This window comes from Pseudomonas sp. GM25 (assembly GCF_000282255.1).
GTDB lineage: Bacteria > Pseudomonadota > Gammaproteobacteria > Pseudomonadales > Pseudomonadaceae > Aquipseudomonas > Aquipseudomonas aphyarum.
The window spans coordinates 160,853-180,746 of record NZ_AKJQ01000029.1 but is presented as its reverse complement, the minus strand read 5'-3'; the positions used below and the strand labels follow the sequence as shown (position 1 = coordinate 180,746).

Here is a 19,894-nt window from a genome sequence, read left to right as displayed (position 1 = left end):
AGCGCCTTAAATCCTGAAGCTGCCTACCAACTGCTTCAACCGCGCAGCCTGCTGCTCCAGATCCGCACAAGCCCGCAACGTCGCCTGCAAGTTCTCCACACCTTCCTGGTTCAGCGTGTTGATCTCATTGATATCAACGTTGATCGACTCGACCACTGCCGTCTGCTCCTCCGTCGCGGTCGCCACCGACTGGTTCATGCCGTCGATCTCGCCGATACGCTGGGTCACGCTGCCCAAGCGTTCGCCGGCCTGGTTGGCGATGCCGACGCTGCTTTCGCTCTCGCGCTGGCTCTCGGTCATGATGCCGACCGCCTGACGCGCGCCGACTTGCAGCTCTTCGATCATCTTCTGCACTTGCTGCGCCGAATCCTGGGTGCGGTGCGCCAGGTTGCGGACTTCGTCGGCGACCACGGCGAAACCGCGACCGGCCTCGCCGGCACGGGCCGCTTCGATGGCGGCGTTGAGCGCCAGCAGGTTGGTCTGCTGGGAGATGCTGGTGATCACTTCCAGAATCTGTCCGATGTTCACGGTGTTGCTGTTCAGGGTTTCGATGTTGCCGCAGGAGTCGCTGATCTTCGCCGACAGTTGCTGCATGGCGTGGATGGTTTTATCCACAACCTGCTGGCCGTCTTCGGCCAGGCTGCGCGCATCGCTGGAGTGTTGCGAGGCGAGGGCGGCGTTCTGAGCGATTTCCTGGGCGGCGGCGCCGAGCTGGTTGATCGCGGCGGCCACGCTGTTGGTGCGTGAGGCCTGCTGGTCGGAGTTGAACATCGACGAGTTCGACGCCGCGACCACGCGCAGGGCGACTTCGTTGACCTGGCCGGTGGCCGAGGACACTTCGCGGATCGAGGTGTGAATGCGCTCGACGAAACGGTTGAACGACAGCCCCAGCGCGCCGAATTCATCGTGGCCGTGGATGGTCAGGCGTTTGGTCAGGTCACCTTCGCCTTCGGCGATGTCGTGCATGGCGCGGCCCATGGTCAGCAGCGGCTGCATCAGCACGCGGATCAGCATGCCGAGCAGGGCGATGATGATGACTACGGCGATGACCATGGCGATCAGCGCCGAGGTGCGGAATTCGCTGAGCATCGAGAACGCGGTGTCCTTGTCCAGCACCAGCGCCACGTACCAGTCGGCCGACGGCACGCCGTTGACGTGGGTGAAGGAGATCAACTGGGTCTTGCCGTCGAACTCGACTTCTTTCAGGCCCGGGCTGACTTTCGGCGCACCGTTGGGGTAGGCCTCGGCGAGGGTCTTGAGCACCAGTTTGCTGTCCGGGTGGATCAGGATCTTGCCGTCGGCGCCGACGATGAACGCGTGACCGTGGCCGCCGAAGTTCAGCGAGTTGATGATCGCGCTGACGCTCGACAGGTCAATGTCGGCGCCGGCCACACCGATCATCTGGCCTTGGCGCTGCACCGGGGTGGCGACGGTAATCACCAGTTTGCCCGACGAGGCCGCGATGTACGGTTCGGTGACGATGGTCTGCTGGCCGCTGTTCGCGGCCTTGTACCAGCCACGGGCGCGCGGGTCGTAATCCGGCGCGCGGTTGCCGGCCGGAACCGAGAACATCACACCATCTGCACCGCCGAAGTAGCTGAGCTGGAAATTGCCGGTGTAGGCGGGCAGGTCGATGATGCGTTTCAGGCTGGCCGGGGCGTTGCCGTCGGCGACAACCTGTTGCGCCATCGATTGCAGCAACTGGATGCGGCTTTCCAGCCAGGTCTGGATGTTGCTGGTGGTCAGGCTGCCCAGTTCCTGCATCGACGCTTCGGTACTGCTTTGCAGGGCTTCGCGCTGGCGATAGTCGTTGAACAAAATGAAACAGGCGAACGCAACGGCCACCACGAGGGCGGCAGCCAACAAGATCTTGTGGCTGAATTTCATGTTTCTGGTCATTAAGTGAGCTACCGCGAAGGGGCTGGTCAAGAAAGGGCGGCAATTTGCCACACTATCGGGCTTTGCGCTGCTCTTATTTCGACCGCGGCGCGCCAAAGATTAGGCGCCTTTTGCGAAATACGACGAAATGCTCAATAGCCCTACAAAGTGTCTGATTTACCGATGAATGCCGGACGAGCGGGCTAACAAATAGCCAGCCTCCCAGGGAACCAGACAGGGGTTTTCTCTTCTAAGCTTCTGGTTGGCGCCATGCCATCCCCCTTCCGTTCCAGGAGTTACACCATGTCGCTGCGATCTATCGCCCTGCTGTCGTTTTGCGTGCTGTTGGCCGCATGCAGCAAGGTCAATCAGGAAAACTATTCGAAGCTCTCGGCCGGCATGGCCAAGGCCGAAGTGGAGACGCTGCTTGGCAAGCCCACCGATTGCTCGGGCGCGCTCGGCATGTCCAGTTGCACCTGGGGCGACAAGAACAGCTTTATCAGCGTGCAGTACGCCGGTGACAAAGTGCTGATGTTTTCCGGCCAAGGCCTGAAGTAAACCGGGGCTACGCGCCCACGGGAGAAAAACAATGAAGCGGTTATTGCTTGTCCTTTTGGCCGGCCTGGTATTGGCCGGCTGCGCCACGTCCGGTGAAGATCCGCTGGCGCCGAAGACGGTCAACAGTGTCAATCTCAAGCGTTACCAGGGCACCTGGTACGAACTGGCGCGTCTGCCGATGTATTTCCAGCGCAATTGCGCGCAATCCGAAGCCCGTTACTCCCTCAAGCCCGACGGCAATGTTGCGGTGTACAACCGCTGCCTGACGGCGGACTGGCAGTGGGAAGAAGTCAAAGGCACGGCTTATCCACAGGTGCCGGGCAAGACCGACAAGCTGTGGGTCGAGTTCGATACCTGGTTCTCGCGCCTGATTCCGGGTGTGGCGAAGGGGCAATACTGGGTGCTGTACGTCAGCGATGACTACAAGACCGCGCTCGTGGGCGACCCTAGTCGTCGCTATCTGTGGCTGTTGTCCCGCACGCCGACCGTCAACGGTGTGGTGCGTGAGGAACTGCTGAGCAAGGCGCGTCAGCAGGGTTATGACACCACGCGCCTGATCTGGCGCACGTCGGATCAGCAGATGGCCAAGACGTCCAACTGACGCGCAACAAAAAACCTGTGGAGGTTGCCCTCCACAGGTTTTTTTGTGTCAGCCCAAAAGGTCTCGCAGAACTTGGGTGAAGGCGCGATTGCTGTCTTCCTCCCCGGCATGTCGCCCCTCGCGAACGACCCATTGACCATTGACCAGCACATCGCGCACCTGACGATCGCCGCCAGCAAACAGCCAGCGATTGAGAATCCCGTCACCGCTGGCCGTGGCCAGATACGGATCGCTGCCATCGAGCACGATCCAGTCGGCACGCTTGCCGACTTCCAGCGCGCCGATCGGCTGGCCCAGGGCCTGAGCGCCGCCATCCAGCGCCGCGTCATACAATGTGCGGCCGACCATCGGCTGATCCGCGCCATACAAACGGTTGCGCCGCTGATCGCGCAGACGCTGGCCGTATTCCAGCCAGCGCAGTTCTTCCACCACGCTCAACGACACATGGCTGTCGGAGCCAATGCCCATGCGTCCGCCCTGAGCGAGGAAATCCACCGCCGGGAAAATCCCGTCGCCGAGGTTGGCCTCGGTGGTCAGGCACAGGCCGGCGATGGCGCGACTCTTGGCCATCAGCGTGACTTCTTCCGGATTGGCGTGAGTCGCGTGCACCAGGCACCAGCGCTGATCGACTTCGGTGTTTTCGTACAGCCATTGCAGCGGGCGACGGCCGCTCCAGCTCAGGCAGTCGTCGACTTCCTTCTGCTGTTCGGCAATGTGGATGTGCACCGGGCATTGCTGGTCGCTGGCTGCCAGCACTTCGCTGATCTGTTGTGGCGTAACCGCGCGCAACGAGTGGAAGCACAGGCCCAGCGACTGCGCCTTTTGCTGCGCCAGCAGGGGTTGCAGGCGTGATTGCAGCTTCAGGTAGTTTTCGGTGCTGTTGATGAAACGGCGCTGGCCTTCGTTCGGCGTCTGGCCGCCGAAACCGCTGTGGCTGTAGAGCACCGGCAACAGTGTCAGGCCGATGCCGGCGGAGCTGGCCGCCTGGCTGATGCGTAACGCCAGTTCGGCCGGGTCGGCGTAAGGCTGGCCGTTGTGATCGTGGTGGACGTAATGGAATTCGGCGACCGAGGTGTAACCGGCCTTGAGCATTTCGATGTACAGCTGACGGGCAATCACACCGAGCTGGTCGGGGCTGATTTTTCCGACGAGCCGATACATCAGATCGCGCCAGGTCCAGAAACTGTCGTTGGGATTGCCGGCCACTTCCGCCAGTCCCGCCATCGCTCGCTGGAACGCGTGGGAGTGCAGATTCGGCATCCCCGGCAGCAGCGGACCGCTCAGCCGTTCGGCGCCATCTGCGGTGGAATCGGCCTGGATTCGGGTCAGCACGCCATCGGCGCTGACCTCGAGACGTACATTGTTGGCCCATCCGTTAGGCAGCAGCGCGCGTTCGGCAAAGAAGGCGGACATGGTTCAGCACCCCATCGTGTGTTATTTGTATATACATATACAGACGTTTGCCTGCCCGGTAAACTCCGGCAAGCTAGCAACTTTCATCCAATGAACAGGGATCCACCGTGCCGACTCCGCCTCCAGTCTCCCCGTTGGCCGCGAACATGGGCGACAGTCCGGCGCCCTTGTACGCCCGCGTCAAACAGATGATCACCCAGCAGATCGACAGCGGTAACTGGCCGCCGCATTACCGCGTGCCGTCGGAAAGCGAGCTGGTCAGCCAGTTGGGCTTCAGCCGCATGACCATCAACCGCGCGCTGCGGGAAATGACCGCCGACGGTCTGCTGGTGCGCATGCAAGGCGTCGGCACTTTCGTTGCTGAACCGAAGAGCCAGTCCGCGCTGTTCGAAGTGCACAACATCGCCGACGAAATCGCCTCCCGTGGCCATCGCCACACCTGTCAGGTAATCACCCTGGAAGAAGAGGCCGCCGGCTCCGAGCGCGCGCTGGCGCTGGACATGCGCGAAGGACAGAAGGTCTTTCACTCGCTGATCGTGCATTACGAAAACGACATTCCGGTGCAGATCGAAGACCGCTTCGTCAACGCGCTGGTCGCCCCGGAATACCTCAAGCAGGACTTCACCCTGCAGACGCCTTACGCCTATCTGAACCAGGTCGCACCGTTGACTGAAGGCGAGCACGTGGTCGAAGCGATCCTCGCCGAAGCGTCCGAATGCAAATTGCTGCAGATCGAAAAAGGCGAGCCATGCCTGCTGATCCGCCGCCGTACCTGGTCGGGTCGTCAGCCGGTGACGGCGGCGCGCCTGATTCACCCCGGTTCCCGTCATCGTCTGGAAGGTCGGTTCCATAAATAGAGAGCAGAAATGAAAGAGTTGAAGGTATTACGCGCTGAAGGCTACCCGCGCATGCCGTGGAAAAACGGCGGCGGCAGCACCGAGGAAATCACCCGTGACGCCGGCGCCGGCCTCGACGGTTTTGGCTGGCGTCTGTCGATTGCCGACATCGCCGAATCCGGCGGCTTCTCGACCTTCGCCGGTTACCAGCGGGTCATCACGGTATTGCAGGGCGACGGCATGACCCTGTGTGTCGACGGCGACGATACCCGGCCGTTGTTACCCCTCGATCCGTTTGCCTTCAGCGGCGAAAGCCAGGTGTCCTGCACCTTGCTCGGTGGCGCGATCCGCGACTTCAACCTGATCTACTCGCCCCAGCGTTACAGCGCACGCCTGCAATGGCTGGACGGCGAACAGCGGTTTTTCAGTTCGGCGAGTACCGTGCTGGTCTTCAGCGTCAGTGAATTGCTGGAGGTCACGGTCGGTGACAGTGCATCGCAACTCGGACGCCATGACTGCCTGCAACTGGACGGTAACACCGGGCTGACCGAGATCGCCGTCAATGCCGGCTGCTGCGTGATCGAACTGTCCCCGCGCTGATTCCTTCACACGCTCTGCGTGGGAACGATCAAAAACCGCTGCTTTGAAAGCAGCGGTTTTTTTTCGTCCTGACGTTCCCGAAATGCGCACCAACTTGTTACCGAACGCCCCAGCGTGGCGCAAAACCAAGCTTCCGTAACAATCTCTCGCCGCGCTCAACACACCCCGCGAAAAAATTCATGAACGCCAGAGCCCTTGATTCAGGCGCTCTCCAGCCCTGTCCGGGATTTTTGTTGAACGACCCTCCAACAAGTTGGCCGCTCGATTGCATATGCTTGTATGTACAAGTAAAGACGTATGCGTATGAGTCGATCGAGACTCTCCGCAGCGTCCACTGATTCGCTTGTCGCGCACTGATGCGCACAGGCTGCTTGCCCACTGCCAGGGTTGGTTTGAATTGATCGCTGAGGAGTCTTTTTCGTGACTGACAACAAAACCACTAAGTTTCGTGACGTCGAAATCCGTGCCGCCCGCGGCAACAAGCTGACCGCCAAGAGCTGGCTGACCGAAGCGCCGCTGCGCATGCTGATGAACAACCTCGACCCGGAAGTCGCCGAGAACCCGAAAGAGCTGGTGGTCTACGGTGGCATCGGTCGCGCTGCGCGTAACTGGGAGTGCTACGACAAGATCGTCGAGAGCCTGACCAACCTCAACGAAGACGAAACCCTGCTGGTGCAATCGGGCAAGCCGGTCGGCGTGTTCAAGACCCACAGCAACGCCCCGCGCGTGCTGATCGCCAACTCCAACCTGGTGCCGCACTGGGCGACCTGGGAACACTTCAACGAACTCGACGCCAAAGGCCTGGCCATGTACGGCCAGATGACCGCCGGCAGCTGGATCTACATCGGCAGCCAAGGCATCGTCCAGGGCACCTACGAAACCTTCGTTGAAGCCGGTCGCCAGCACTACAACGACAACCTCACCGGCAAGTGGGTACTGACCGCCGGTCTCGGCGGCATGGGCGGCGCCCAGCCACTGGCCGCGACCCTTGCCGGTGCCTGCTCGCTGAACATCGAATGCCAGCAGATCAGCATCGATTTCCGCCTCAAGACCCGCTACGTCGACGAGCAGGCCAAAGACCTCGACGACGCGCTGGCCCGCATCGCCAAATACACCTCCGAAGGCAAGGCCGTTTCCATCGCCCTGTGCGGCAACGCCGCTGAAATCCTCCCGGAACTGGTCAAGCGCGGCGTGCGTCCGGACATGGTCACCGACCAGACCAGCGCCCACGACCCGCTCAACGGTTACCTGCCGGCCGGCTGGACCTGGGACGAATACCGCGCCCGCGCCAAGACCGAACCTGCTGCCGTGATCAAGGCTGCCAAGCAATCGATGGCAGTCCACGTCAAAGCGATGCTCGAATTCCAGAAGCAAGGCATTCCGACCTTCGACTACGGCAACAACATCCGTCAGATGGCTCAGGAAGAAGGCGTCGAAAACGCATTCGATTTCCCGGGCTTCGTACCGGCCTACATCCGTCCGCTGTTCTGCCGTGGCATTGGCCCGTTCCGTTGGGCTGCGCTGTCGGGTGATCCGCAGGACATCTACAAGACCGACGCCAAAGTCAAAGAGCTGATCCCGGACGACGCCCACCTGCACAACTGGCTGGACATGGCGCGTGAGCGCATCAGCTTCCAGGGTCTGCCGGCGCGTATCTGCTGGGTCGGCCTGGGCCTGCGCGCCAAGCTCGGTCTGGCATTCAACGAAATGGTCCGCAGCGGCGAGCTGTCGGCTCCGATCGTGATCGGTCGCGACCACCTCGACTCCGGCTCGGTCTCCAGCCCGAACCGTGAAACCGAATCGATGCAGGACGGCTCCGATGCAGTCTCCGACTGGCCGCTGCTGAATGCTCTGTTGAACACCGCGAGCGGTGCGACCTGGGTGTCCCTGCACCACGGCGGCGGCGTCGGCATGGGCTTCTCCCAGCACTCGGGCATGGTGATTGTCTGCGACGGTACTGACGAAGCGGCCGAGCGTATCACTCGCGTGCTGCACAACGACCCGGGTACCGGCGTCATGCGTCACGCCGATGCCGGTTACCAGATCGCCATCGACTGCGCCAAGGAACAAGGGCTGAACCTGCCGATGATCACCGGCAAGTGAGCATCTGCGGGAGCGGGCACCCTCGCTCCCGCAGGGCCAAAACAACAATAACCAGAACAATCCACAGAGGTTGAATCATGGCGGGCAACACCGATCGTGCAGGCAGTAAACCGTTGATCGAAAGGCGTTCGATCGACTACATCCCGGAAGCGGAAAGACACGGTCGTCTGTTCAGTCAGTTCACCCTTTGGATGGGTGCCAACCTGCAAATCACCGCGATTGTCACCGGGGCCCTGGCTGTGGTGCTGGGCGGCGATGTGTTCTGGTCGTTGATCGGTCTGCTGATCGGTCAACTGCTGGGCGGCGGGGTGATGGCGCTGCACGCGGCGCAAGGGCCGAAGCTTGGCCTGCCGCAGATGATTTCCAGCCGGGTGCAGTTCGGCGTTTACGGCGCGGCGATTCCGATCGTGCTGGTGTGCCTGATGTACCTCGGCTTCACCGCCACCGGAACCGTGCTGTCCGGTCAGGCGCTGGGCCAGTTGTTCGGGGTCAGCGACACCGTCGGCATCCTGCTTTTCGCCAGCGTCATCGTCGTGGTCACGGTGCTCGGCTATCGGGTGATTCATTGGATCGGCCGCATCGCCAGTGTCATTGGCGTGATTGCTTTCGTGTACCTGTTCAGCCGTCTGATGAGTCAGGTGGACGTCAGCGCACTTCTGGAAATCCGTCACTTCAGCTGGAGCAGTTTCCTGCTGGCGGTGTCGCTCGCGGCCTCCTGGCAGATCGCTTTCGGCCCGTACGTGGCGGACTACTCGCGCTACCTGCCGAGCAAGGTGTCGTCGGTGAAAACCTTTTTCGCCGCCGGTGCCGGTTCGGTGATTGGCGCACAGGTCGCGATGATCCTCGGTGTGTTCGCGGCCGCTTCGGCCAACGGGCAATTCGCCGGTCATGAAGTCGCTTATATCGTCGGTCTGGGCGGGACCGGTGCCACCGCCGCGCTGCTGTACTTCAGCATCGCGTTCGGCAAGGTCACCATCTCCACCCTGAACTCCTACGGCAGCTTCATGTGCATCGCGACCATCATCAGCGGCTTCCGTGGCAACTTGCAGGTTTCGCGCATGCAGCGTCTGGTGTTCGTGCTGGTGATCGTCGGCGCGGCGACCCTGATCGCGCTACTCGGCCAGCACTCGTTCCTCGGTGCGTTCAAGTCCTTCATCCTGTTCCTGCTGGCGTTTTTCACGCCGTGGAGCGCGATCAACCTGGTGGACTACTACTGCATCACCCGCGAGCGCTATGACGTACCGGCGCTGGCGGATCCGAACGGTCGCTACGGCCGCTGGAACCTCCTCGGTATCAGCGTTTATGTGTTCGGGGTGCTGGTGCAACTGCCGTTCATTTCCACCAAGTTCTATACCGGTCCATTGGTAGCGGCCCTGGGGGATGTGGATATTTCCTGGATCATCGGTCTCGTGCTGCCCGCAGCGCTGTACTACGTCTGCGCGAAAAAATGGCACGGCACCGTACCCGATCGACTGATTCTGCCCGTCGAGCAGGACAGCGTTGTACAACCTAAAACAAGCGGGGCCGGTCGCGCTGCGGCGCAGGCCTGATTTGGACGTGGACAGGGCTGGATGCCTCTTGACTGCCGTAAGCCAATTCATGATTAGGAGCGTCACAACAATGAAATCGAACAAGACCCTGCTGACCACATTGCTTTCCATGGGCCTGCTGGCCAGCGCCGGCGCGACCCAGGCCGCCGGCTGGTGCGAGTCCGGCAAACCGGTGAAATTCGCCGGCCTGAACTGGGAAAGCGGCATGCTGCTGACCGACGTTCTGCAGGTGGTGCTGGAGAAAGGTTACGACTGCAAGACCGACAGCCTGCCGGGCAACTCCATCACCATGGAAAACGCCCTGAGCAGCAACGACATCCAGATCTTCGCCGAAGAATGGGTCGGCCGCAGCGAGGTCTGGAACAAGGCCGAGAAGGCCGGCAAGGTCGTCGGTGTCGGCGCCCCGGTGGTGGGTGCGATCGAAGGCTGGTACGTGCCGCGCTACGTGATCGAAGGCGACGCCAAGCGCAAGCTGGAAGCCAAGGCGCCTGACCTGAAAAACATCGCCGACCTGGGCAAATACGCCGCCGTCTTCAAGGACGCCGAAGAGCCTTCCAAGGGCCGCTTCTACAACTGCCCGGCCGGCTGGACCTGCGAGCTGGACAACAGCGAAATGCTGAAAAGCTACGGCCTGGAAAACAGCTACACCAACTTCCGTCCGGGCACAGGTCCAGCGCTGGATGCGGCGGTGCTGTCGAGCTACAAGCGTGGCGAGCCGATCCTGTTCTACTACTGGTCGCCAACCCCGCTGATGGGCCAGATCGACGCGGTGAAACTGGAAGAAAAAGCGGGCGTCGACAAGACCGTGACCATCAAGGTCGGTCTGTCCAAGACCTTCCACGAGCAAGCGCCGGAACTGGTGGCCGTGCTGGAAAAGGTCAACCTGCCGATCGACCTGCTCAACCAGAACCTGGGCCGCATGGCGAAGGAACGTATCGAGTCGCCAAAACTGGCGAAAATCTTCCTCAAGGAACATCCTGAGGTCTGGCATGCGTGGGTGAGTGAAGACGCTGCCAAGAAAATCGACGCGGCGCTGTAGGTCGAATTCCTCCCGGCCAACCGAGAGGCTGGCCGGGGTGTTCGCCGCAATCGCTTGATTGAGTTTCCTGATTGAGAGCCGCTTATGTTTCCCGAAAGCTTTACCTTTTCCATCGCCGACTGGGTCAACGGTTGGGTCGATGCGCTGGTCACCAACTACGGCGATGTGTTCCGCCATATCTCCGACACCCTGCTGTGGGCCATCGTCAATCTTGAAGGCCTGCTGCGCGCCGCACCGTGGTGGTTGATGCTGGCCATCGTCGGCGTCGTGGCCTGGCACGCAACGCGCAAGGTCGTGACCACCGCCGTGATCGTCGGTCTGTTGTTCCTGGTCGGCGCTGTCGGTCTATGGGACAAGTTGATGCAGACCCTCGCGCTGATGATGGTGGCGACGGTCATTTCGGTGCTGATCGGCGTACCGCTGGGGATTCTCTCGGCGCGCAGCAATCGCCTGCGTTCGGTGCTGATGCCGCTGCTCGACATCATGCAGACCATGCCGAGCTTCGTGTACCTGATTCCGGTGCTGATGCTGTTCGGCCTGGGCAAGGTGCCGGCGATTTTCGCCACCGTGATCTACGCCGCACCGCCGCTGATCCGCCTGACCGATCTGGGCATCCGCCAGGTCGACGGCGAAGTGATGGAAGCGATCAACGCCTTCGGTGCCAACCGCTGGCAGCAACTGTTCGGCGTGCAACTGCCGCTGGCCCTGCCGAGCATCATGGCCGGGATCAACCAGACCACCATGATGGCCCTGTCGATGGTGGTGATCGCCTCGATGATCGGCGCCCGTGGCCTGGGTGAAGATGTGCTGGTGGGCATTCAGACCCTCAACGTCGGACGCGGTCTTGAAGCCGGTCTGGCGATCGTGATTCTCGCAGTGGTCATCGACCGCATTACCCAGGCGTATGGTCGGCCACGGCATGAGGTGAGCAAATGAGCAACGCAACCGTGAGCAAGATCGAAGTCAAAAACGTCTTCAAGATTTTCGGCAACCGCGCCTCGGACGCCCTGGCGATGGTCGGCCAGGGCAAGACCAAGGATCAGGTGCTGAACGAAACCGGTTGCGTGGTCGGGGTCAACGACTTGTCCCTGAGCATCGGCACCGGCGAGATCTTCGTGATCATGGGCCTGTCCGGCTCGGGCAAATCGACACTGGTGCGCCACTTCAACCGCCTGATCGACCCGACCAGCGGCGCGATCCTGGTGGACGGCGTGGACATCCTGCAATACGACATGGAAGCCCTGCGCGAATTTCGCCGGCACAAGATCAGCATGGTGTTCCAGAGCTTCGGCCTGCTGCCGCACAAGACCGTCCTCGACAACGTCGCCTACGGCCTGAAAGTGCGCGGCGAGACCAAGCAACTGTGCGCCGAACGCGCGCTGCACTGGATCAACACCGTGGGCCTCAAGGGCTACGAAAACAAATACCCGCACCAGCTCTCCGGCGGCATGCGTCAGCGTGTGGGCCTGGCCCGCGCCCTGGCGGCGGACACCGACATCATCCTGATGGACGAAGCGTTCAGTGCGCTGGATCCGCTGATCCGCGCCGAGATGCAGGACCAGTTGCTGGAGCTGCAAAAGACCCTGCACAAGACCATCGTCTTCATCACCCACGACCTCGACGAGGCCGTGCGCATCGGCAACCGCATCGCGATCCTCAAGGACGGCCGCCTGATCCAGGTCGGCACGCCGAAAGAGATCCTGCATTCGCCGGCGGACGAATATGTCGACCGCTTCGTGCAGCGGCGGGCGGCGGTGGTTTAAAGGTTTACGGCAGGCTCGTTCCCACGTCGAGGCGTCGAACCGTCTGCGTGGGAATGCATCCCGTGACGATCAGGTTAAAGAGGTTTTAGATGTCCCAGGCTGAAAAAATCGTTATCGCCGACGCTCCGATGCGTTGGCAGGATGTGGTCGCAGTCGCCCGTCACGGCGCGCAGCTCGAGCTGTCGGCGCAGACCTGGGCGCGCATTGAAAACGCGCAGGGCATCGTCCAGCGCATCGTCGCCAGCGGCGAGCGCGCCTATGGCGTGAACACCGGGCTCGGTGCGCTGTGCAACGTCTCGCTGAAAGACGAACAGCTCAGCCAGCTGTCGCGCAACACCTTGCTCAGCCATGCCTGCGGCGTCGGCCCGGTACTGGCCGACGAGCAGACGCGCGCGATCATGTGCTCGGCGATCCGCAACTACAGCCACGGCAAATCCGGCATTCATCGCCGGGTGGTCGAAGCGCTGCTGGCGCTGCTCAATCGCGGCATCACCCCGCAAGTGCCGTCGCAGGGTTCTGTGGGTTACCTGACCCACATGGCGCACATCGGCATCGCGCTGCTGGGCGTGGGCAATGTCAGCTATCGCGGGCAAGTGGTGTCCGCGCAGCAGGCGCTGGCCGAAGAGGGTTTGCAACCGGTGCAGCTCGGGGCGAAGGACGGCCTGTGCCTGGTCAACGGTACGCCGTGCATGACCGGCCTCGGTTGCCTGGCGATTGCCGACGCCACGCGTCTGGTGCAATGGGCCGACGTGATCGGCGCCATGAGCTTCGAGGCCCAGCGCGGCCAGATCGCCGCGTTCGATGCCGAGATCATCGCGCTCAAGCCGCATCCGGGCATGCAGCAGGTCGGCGTCAATCTGCGCGCCTTGCTCGATGGCAGCGAAGTGATCGCCGCGAGCAAAGGAATTCGCACTCAGGATGCCTTGAGCATCCGCTCGATCCCGCAGGTGCACGGTGCCGCCCGCGATCAACTGGAACACGCGATCAAGCAGATCGAAACCGAACTCAACGGCTGCACCGACAACCCGTTGCTGCTGGGCACGCCGGATGACTTCCGGGTGATGTCCCAGGCCAACCCACACGGGCAATCGGTGGCGCTGGCGGCGGATCTGCTGGCCATTGCAATGGCTGAAATCGGCTCGATTGCCGAGCGGCGTCTGGATCGCCTGATCAACCCGCACGTCAGCGGTCTGCCGGCGTTTCTGGTGGCCAATCCGGGGGTGAACTCCGGGATGATGATCGTGCAATACGTCGCCGCGTCGCTGTGCGCGGAAAACCGCCAGTTGGCGCAACCGGCGGTACTCGACAACTACGTCACCTCGGGCCTGCAGGAAGACCACTTGAGCATGGGCACCAACGCCGCGCTGAAGCTGCACCGCGCGCTGGAAAACTGCACGCAGATCCTCGCCATCGAATACCTGCTGGCGGCCCAGGCGTTTGAATTTCTCAAGGAACAGCGCTTCGGCGCGGGCACCGATACCGCCTGGCGACTGCTGCGCGAGAAGGTCCCGGCCTACGATCAGGACCGCTGGCTGGCGCCGGACATCGCCGCTGCCGCAAGCGTTCTGAAAGACACGGATCTGCTGCACAACGCATTACCGAATTTGCACTGACAACTACCCATACCAGCGTGCCAAGGCGCGGATCGTCCAAAAGACGAGAGGCGACGGATAACGGAATGCTCCGGAGCGACTGGTAGTTAATAACAATGCCTCAAAAGGAGCATTTAAATGACTGCGCTGAACCTGATCCCCGGCCAACTGAGCCTGGCCCAACTGCGTGACGTTTATCAGAACCCGGTCAAGCTGACCCTCGACAACAGCGCCAGCGCGCAGATCGAGGCCAGCGTGGCCTGCGTCGAGCAGATCCTCGCGGAAAACCGCACCGCCTACGGCATCAACACCGGTTTCGGCCTGCTGGCCTCGACCCGCATCGCCAGCGAAGACCTGGAAAACCTCCAGCGCTCGCTGGTGCTGTCCCACGCCGCCGGCGTCGGCCAGCCGATCAGCGATGAGCTGGTGCGCCTGATCATGGTGCTCAAGGTCAACAGCCTCAGCCGTGGTTTCTCCGGCATCCGTCGCGTGGTGATCGATGCGCTGATCGCCCTGATCAACGCCGAGGTCTACCCGCACATTCCGTTGAAAGGCTCGGTCGGCGCCTCCGGTGACCTCGCGCCATTGGCGCACATGTCGCTGGTGCTGCTGGGCGAGGGCAAGGCGCGCTACAAGGGCGAGTGGATGGAAGCGACCGAAGCGCTGAAAGTCGCCGGTCTGACGCCGCTGACCCTGGCGGCGAAAGAAGGTCTGGCGCTGCTCAACGGTACTCAGGTGTCCACCGCATTCGCGTTGCGTGGTCTGTTCGAAGGTGAAGACCTGTTCGCTGGCGCGCTGGCGCTGGGTGGTCTGACGGTGGAAGCGGTGCTCGGTTCGCGCTCGCCGTTCGACGCACGCATCCACGCTGCCCGTGGTCAGAAAGGCCAGATCGACGCCGCTGCCGCTTACCGCGATCTGCTGGGCGAACGCAGCGAAGTGTCCGACTCGCACCAGAACTGCGAGAAGGTTCAGGACCCGTACTCGCTGCGTTGCCAGCCGCAAGTCATGGGCGCGTGCCTGACCCAGTTCCGTCAGGCCGCCGAAGTGCTGGCTGTCGAAGCCAACGCCGTATCCGACAACCCGCTGGTTTTTGCGGCCGAAGGCGACGTGATTTCCGGCGGCAACTTCCACGCCGAGCCGGTGGCCATGGCCGCTGACAACATGGCCCTGGCCATTGCCGAAATCGGTTCCCTCAGCGAGCGTCGTATCTCGCTGATGATGGACAAGCACATGTCGCAACTGCCGCCGTTCCTGGTGGCCAACGGTGGCGTGAACTCCGGCTTCATGATCGCCCAGGTGACCGCTGCGGCCCTGGCCAGCGAAAACAAGGCGCTGTCCCATCCGCATTCGGTGGACAGCCTGCCGACCTCTGCCAACCAGGAAGACCACGTGTCGATGGCCCCGGCCGCCGGCAAGCGTCTGTGGGAAATGGCCGAGAACACCCGCGGGATTCTGGCGGTGGAATGGCTGGCGGCGGTGCAGGGGCTTGATCTGCGCAACGGCCTGAAGACCTCGACCAAACTGGAACAGGCCCGGGGAATTCTGCGTCGCGAAGTGCCGTTCTACGAGAAGGACCGTTTCTTCGCGCCGGACATCAATGCGGCGACCGAACTGCTGGCTTCGCGGGTTCTGACTGAGCTGGTTCCGGCGAAGTTGCTGCCGAGCCTGTGATGGCCTCTTCGCGAGCAAGCTCGCTCCCACAGAGGTACGAGTTTCAACTGTGGGAGCGAGCTTGCTCGCGAATCGATTTTGAACAAGACGAGGACTTGGGATGAAAACCCTCTGGCAACACTGCCACGTCGCAACCATGGCGCAAGGCGTCTACTCGATCATCGAGGATGCGGCCATCGTGACGTCCGGTGCACTCATCGAGTGGATCGGCCCGCGCAGCCAATTGCCGTCAGGCGAATACCCGGCGGTCAATGACCTGCAAGGCGCGTGGGTCACCCCCGGCCTGATCGATTGTCACACCCACACCGTGTTCGGCGGCAACCGCAGCGGCGAGTTCGAGAAGCGCCTGCAAGGCGTCAGCTACGCCGAGATCGCAGCCGCCGGTGGCGGCATCGCCAGCACCGTGCGCGCCACGCGCGAGGCCTCGGAAGACGAGCTGTTCGCCAGCGCCGCCAAACGTCTGAAAAGCCTGATGCGCGACGGCGTGACCACGGTCGAAATGAAATCCGGCTACGGCCTTGATCTGGCGAGCGAACGCAAGATCCTGCGGGTCATTCGTCGCCTCGCCGCCGAGCTGCCGATCAGCGTGCGCAGCACCTGCCTGGCCGCCCACGCCTTGCCGCCGGAATACAAGGATCGCGCCGACGACTACATCGATCACATCTGCGCCGAGATGCTGCCGGCTCTGGCCGCCGAAGGGTTGGTGGATGCGGTGGATGCGTTCTGCGAATACCTGGCGTTCTCCCCGGAACAGGTCGAGCGTGTGTTCATCGCCGCGCAAAAACTCAATCTGCCGTTGAAACTGCACGCCGAACAATTGTCGTCGCTGCACGGCTCCAGCCTGGCCGCGCGCTATCACGCATTGTCCGCCGATCACCTGGAGTTCATGGACGAGGCCGACGCCATCGCCATGGCCGAATCCGACACCGTCGCGGTGCTGTTGCCGGGCGCGTTCTATTTCCTGCGTGAAACCCAGTTGCCGCCTATGGAAGCCCTGCGCAAACACAAAGTGAAAATCGCCATCGCCAGCGACCTCAACCCCGGCACTTCGCCGGCGCTGTCGTTGCGCCTGATGCTGAACATGGCCTGCACCTGTTTCCGCATGACCCCGGAAGAAGCCTTGGCCGGCGCCACGATTCACGCGGCGCAAGCTTTGGGCATGGCTGATACCCACGGCTCGCTGGAAGCCGGCAAGGTCGCGGATTTTGTCGCCTGGCAAATCGACCGCCCGGCGGATCTGGCTTACTGGCTGGGTGGTGAACTGGACAAACGCGTCGTGCGTCACGGCGTTGAATCAAGTCTGTAGGAGAGCGGTTGTGGATAAGGTTCTGAACTTCAAACAAGGTCGCGTGCCGCTGCTGATCAGCATGCCCCACGCCGGTGTGCGCCTGACCCCGGCGGTCGAGGCCGGGTTGATCCCGGACGCGAGAAGCCTGCCGGACACCGACTGGCACATTCCGCAGCTCTACGACTTCGCCGCCGAACTGGGCGCCAGCACCCTGGCGGCCGAGTACTCGCGATTCGTCATCGACCTGAACCGGCCGTCCGACGACAAACCGCTGTACGCCGGTGCCACCACCGGTCTGTATCCGGCGACGCTGTTCGATGGCATTCCATTGTTCAAGGAAGGGCAGGAGCCGTCGAAAGAAGAGCGTGCGACGTACCTGGAGCAGATTTGGACGCCGTACCACCGCACCCTGCAGGAAGAGCTGGCGCGGCTGAAAGCCGAGTTCGGTTACGCGCTGCTGTTCGATGCGCATTCGATCCGCTCGATCATCCCGCACCTGTTCGACGGCAAGCTGCCGGACTTCAACCTCGGCACCTTCAATGGCGCCAGTTGCGATCCACAACTGGCCACGCAGCTGGAAGCGATCTGTGCACGCCACGACGCTTACAGCCATGTGCTGAACGGACGCTTCAAGGGCGGCCACATCACCCGTCACTACGGCAACCCGGCCGAGAACATCCACGCCGTGCAACTGGAGCTGGGCCAGTGCACGTATATGGAAGAGTTCGAACCGTTCCGCTACCGCGCCGATCTGGCGGAGCCGACGCGGGTGGTGTTGAAGGAGCTGCTGCAAGGGCTGCTCGCCTGGGGCAAATCCCACTACAACGCGTAACCCTCTGCTGACTCTGATCGTTCCCACGCTCCGCGTGGGAATGCCTCTAGGGACGCAGAGCGTCCAGTGACGCAGAGCGTCACGGCTGCATTCCCACGCAGAGCGTGGGAACGATCTGCGGTGAGTGAGCGATCTGGGGGGGCGCGCCCTCAAACAGTCGCCACCGTGCAAATCCCGGTCGCCACAGTTCGCTTTTCCCGCTCGTCTGCTGCGTAATGTTTCGGCCACGGTGCAAGAATACACCGATCCGAACAATAACCCGCTGCCGCACGAGACGATCCCACATGAAAAGACTGTTCACTCGTTGTGCGTTAATCCTCACCGGCTGCGCGCTGCTCAGCGCCGGCGCCATGGCTTCCGATGATGCATCCTGCAAAACCGTGCGCATGGGCGTGGTCAACTGGACCGACGTGATCGCCACCAGCGGCATGGCCGACGTCCTGCTCAACGGCCTCGGTTATGAAAGCAAGCAGACCAGCGCCGTGCAGCAAATCATCTTCGCCGGCATCCGCGACAAGCGCCTCGATATCTTCCTCGGCTACTGGAAACCGGCGATGGACAAGAACATCGCGCCGTTCCTCGCCGCCAATCAGGTCAAGGTCATGGACAAGCCAAGCCTGGCCGACGCCCAGGCGACGTTGGCGGTGCCGGACTACGTGGCGGCGGCAGGGCTGAAGACCTTCGGCGACATTGCAAAATTCAAGGATCAACTCGGCGCCAAGATCTACGGCATCGAACCCGGCAGCGGCGCCAACACCACGATCAAGACCATGATCGAAACCAACCATTTCGGCCTGAAGGATTTCAAGATCATCGAATCCGGTGAGGCCGGCATGCTCGCCGCCGTGCAGCGGGCGGTTAACCGCAAGGAATTCGTGGTATTCGTCGGCTGGACCCCGCACCCGATGAACATCAACATGAAAATCACCTACCTGACCGGCAGCGAAGACGTCTACGGCCCCAACGAAGGCGCCGCCACCGTTTCCACCGTCACCGCGCCGGACTACGCCGAGCGCTGCCCGAACGTCCATCGACTGCTGGAAAACCTGACCTTCACCGCCGCCCAGGAAAGCCAGTTGATGGTGCCGATCATGGAGCGCAAGACCCCTCAGGAAGTGGCGAAGACCTGGCTGCGTGCGCATCCCGAAGACCTGCAACGCTGGCTGGCGGGTGTCAGCAGTTTTGACGGCAAGGACGGCGTGGCCACGGTCCAGGCCAGCCTGAAAAACTGATGGGCACTTATCCACTCTCGCCGTCGATGGCGGCGTTCGTCGCCAGAACCGAAGGCTTTGCCAGCGATGACAGCAGCCTCGGCGGATTGCGCAAATCCTATGACGCCATGTGCCGCGCCTTCACGCCCGAACGGACGGCGGGTCTGGAGGTGGTGGATTTCCAGTTGAGCGGGGTGGCGGTGCGCTCGTATCGCCCGCCCGTCCGGCCATCGGCCAGTGGCTGGCCGTGCGTGTTGTATCTGCACGGCGGCGGTTGGGTGGTCGGCGGGCTGGATTCCCATGACTTCATCTGCTGCGAGCTGGCCACGGCGCTCGGGGCGATGGTGGTGGCGGTGGATTACCGGCTGGCGCCGGAGCATCCGTTCCCGGCCGGTTTCGAGGATTGCCTGAGCGTCTGGCGCGCGTTGCGCAGCGGGCCGTTCTGGTTCGATCCCGGGCGGATGCTGGTGGCGGGCGACAGCGCCGGCGGCAATCTGGCGGCGGCGCTGTGCCTGGCACTGCGCGATGCCGGCGAGCCGCTGCCGGGCGCGCAGGTCTTGATTTATCCGGGGCTGGGAGGCGACGAGCAGTTGGCGTCACGCAGCGAATGCGCCGATGCGCCGTTGCTCGCCAGCAGCGATGTCGATTGCTATCACGCCTTGTACCTGCGCGGCACCGCGAAGCCGAACGCTTATGCGATGCCGTTGCTGGCCGGGGACTTCAGCGGGTTGCCCCCGGCCTGGATCGCCGTGGCGCAGTTCGATCCGCTGCGTGACGACGGCGTGTGCTACGCCGAACGGCTGAACGCGGCGGGCGTCGACGCGGCGCTGTACTACGGCGAAGGGCTGGTTCACGGCTGCCTGCGGGCGCGGCATCAGGTCGCCGAGGTCGATCGTCTCTTTGAGAACCTGCTGGGGTTCATGGCTGACAAAATGTGACAGCGCACGGGCATGCTCATT

Annotated in this window: 17 protein-coding genes; 15 read left to right on the top strand and 2 right to left on the bottom strand. The window is 62.4% G+C overall.

Annotated elements, in window-relative coordinates; genetic code table 11:
* Positions 1-6 precede the first annotated feature (6 nt).
* A complete protein-coding gene (locus tag PMI24_RS07625; RefSeq protein WP_202949242.1) occupies positions 7-1,899 on the bottom strand; it encodes a methyl-accepting chemotaxis protein in 1,893 nt (630 codons plus the stop codon).
* 282 nt (positions 1,900-2,181) lie between these two features.
* Between PMI24_RS07625 and PMI24_RS07620 the strand changes: the two genes are divergently transcribed.
* Both PMI24_RS07620 and PMI24_RS07615 read left to right on the top strand, forming a co-directional pair.
* The gene (locus tag PMI24_RS07620) at positions 2,182-2,436 is read left to right on the top strand and encodes a hypothetical protein (RefSeq protein WP_007952486.1); all 255 of its coding nucleotides are present in this window, start codon (positions 2,182-2,184) and stop codon (positions 2,434-2,436) included.
* Between the two features lie 31 nt (positions 2,437-2,467).
* Positions 2,468-3,037, top strand: coding sequence for a lipocalin family protein (locus tag PMI24_RS07615; RefSeq protein WP_007952485.1), 570 nt, complete (start codon positions 2,468-2,470; stop codon positions 3,035-3,037).
* A gap of 48 nt (positions 3,038-3,085) precedes the next feature.
* On the opposite strand, the gene PMI24_RS07610 is transcribed toward PMI24_RS07615, so the two are convergent.
* Positions 3,086-4,450, bottom strand: coding sequence for a formimidoylglutamate deiminase (locus PMI24_RS07610; protein ID WP_007952482.1), 1,365 nt, complete (start codon positions 4,448-4,450; stop codon positions 3,086-3,088).
* A 146-nt stretch (positions 4,451-4,596) separates the two neighbouring features.
* Between PMI24_RS07610 and hutC the strand changes: the two genes are divergently transcribed.
* The 13 genes from hutC (at position 4,597) to PMI24_RS07545 (ending at position 19,873) form a co-directional block, all read left to right on the top strand.
* The gene (hutC, locus tag PMI24_RS07605) at positions 4,597-5,307 is read left to right on the top strand and encodes a histidine utilization repressor (protein ID WP_170844914.1); all 711 of its coding nucleotides are present in this window, start codon (positions 4,597-4,599) and stop codon (positions 5,305-5,307) included.
* Positions 5,308-5,316: 9 nt separating this feature from the next.
* The gene (locus tag PMI24_RS07600; RefSeq protein WP_007952479.1) at positions 5,317-5,886 is read left to right on the top strand and encodes a HutD/Ves family protein; all 570 of its coding nucleotides are present in this window, start codon (positions 5,317-5,319) and stop codon (positions 5,884-5,886) included.
* Positions 5,887-6,306: 420 nt separating this feature from the next.
* The gene (gene hutU, locus PMI24_RS07595; RefSeq protein ID WP_007952478.1) at positions 6,307-7,989 is read left to right on the top strand and encodes a urocanate hydratase; all 1,683 of its coding nucleotides are present in this window, start codon (positions 6,307-6,309) and stop codon (positions 7,987-7,989) included.
* A gap of 77 nt (positions 7,990-8,066) precedes the next feature.
* The gene (locus tag PMI24_RS07590; protein WP_007952477.1) at positions 8,067-9,539 is read left to right on the top strand and encodes a purine-cytosine permease family protein; all 1,473 of its coding nucleotides are present in this window, start codon (positions 8,067-8,069) and stop codon (positions 9,537-9,539) included.
* 70 nt (positions 9,540-9,609) lie between these two features.
* A complete protein-coding gene (locus tag PMI24_RS07585; protein WP_007952476.1) occupies positions 9,610-10,578 on the top strand; it encodes an ABC transporter substrate-binding protein in 969 nt (322 codons plus the stop codon).
* 84 nt (positions 10,579-10,662) lie between these two features.
* Positions 10,663-11,514, top strand: coding sequence for an ABC transporter permease (locus PMI24_RS07580; RefSeq protein ID WP_007952475.1), 852 nt, complete (start codon positions 10,663-10,665; stop codon positions 11,512-11,514).
* Positions 11,511-12,341 carry a quaternary amine ABC transporter ATP-binding protein gene (locus PMI24_RS07575; RefSeq protein ID WP_007952457.1) on the top strand — a complete coding sequence of 277 codons (831 nt, stop codon included), beginning with the start codon at positions 11,511-11,513 and terminating at the stop codon, positions 12,339-12,341. Before PMI24_RS07580 ends, PMI24_RS07575 begins: the two co-directional genes overlap by 4 nt.
* Positions 12,342-12,430: 89 nt before the next feature.
* On the top strand, positions 12,431-13,954 hold the full coding sequence (gene hutH, locus PMI24_RS07570) for a histidine ammonia-lyase (RefSeq protein WP_007952450.1): 1,524 nt from the start codon (positions 12,431-12,433) through the stop codon (positions 13,952-13,954).
* A 117-nt stretch (positions 13,955-14,071) separates the two neighbouring features.
* Entirely contained in the window at positions 14,072-15,604 is a 1,533-nt protein-coding gene (gene hutH, locus PMI24_RS07565; protein WP_007952448.1) for a histidine ammonia-lyase, read from the top strand.
* A 100-nt stretch (positions 15,605-15,704) separates the two neighbouring features.
* Entirely contained in the window at positions 15,705-16,910 is a 1,206-nt protein-coding gene (hutI, locus tag PMI24_RS07560; protein WP_007952447.1) for an imidazolonepropionase, read from the top strand.
* A gap of 10 nt (positions 16,911-16,920) precedes the next feature.
* Entirely contained in the window at positions 16,921-17,724 is an 804-nt protein-coding gene (gene hutG, locus PMI24_RS07555) for an N-formylglutamate deformylase (RefSeq protein WP_007952446.1), read from the top strand.
* Between the two features lie 284 nt (positions 17,725-18,008).
* Positions 18,009-18,956 carry a choline ABC transporter substrate-binding protein gene (locus PMI24_RS07550; protein ID WP_007952444.1) on the top strand — a complete coding sequence of 316 codons (948 nt, stop codon included), beginning with the start codon at positions 18,009-18,011 and terminating at the stop codon, positions 18,954-18,956.
* Positions 18,956-19,873, top strand: a complete 918-nt coding sequence (locus PMI24_RS07545; protein WP_007952442.1) for an alpha/beta hydrolase — start codon at positions 18,956-18,958, stop codon at positions 19,871-19,873. The genes PMI24_RS07550 and PMI24_RS07545 overlap by 1 nt, the downstream gene beginning before the upstream one ends.
* The last annotated feature ends 21 nt before the right edge of the window (positions 19,874-19,894 follow it).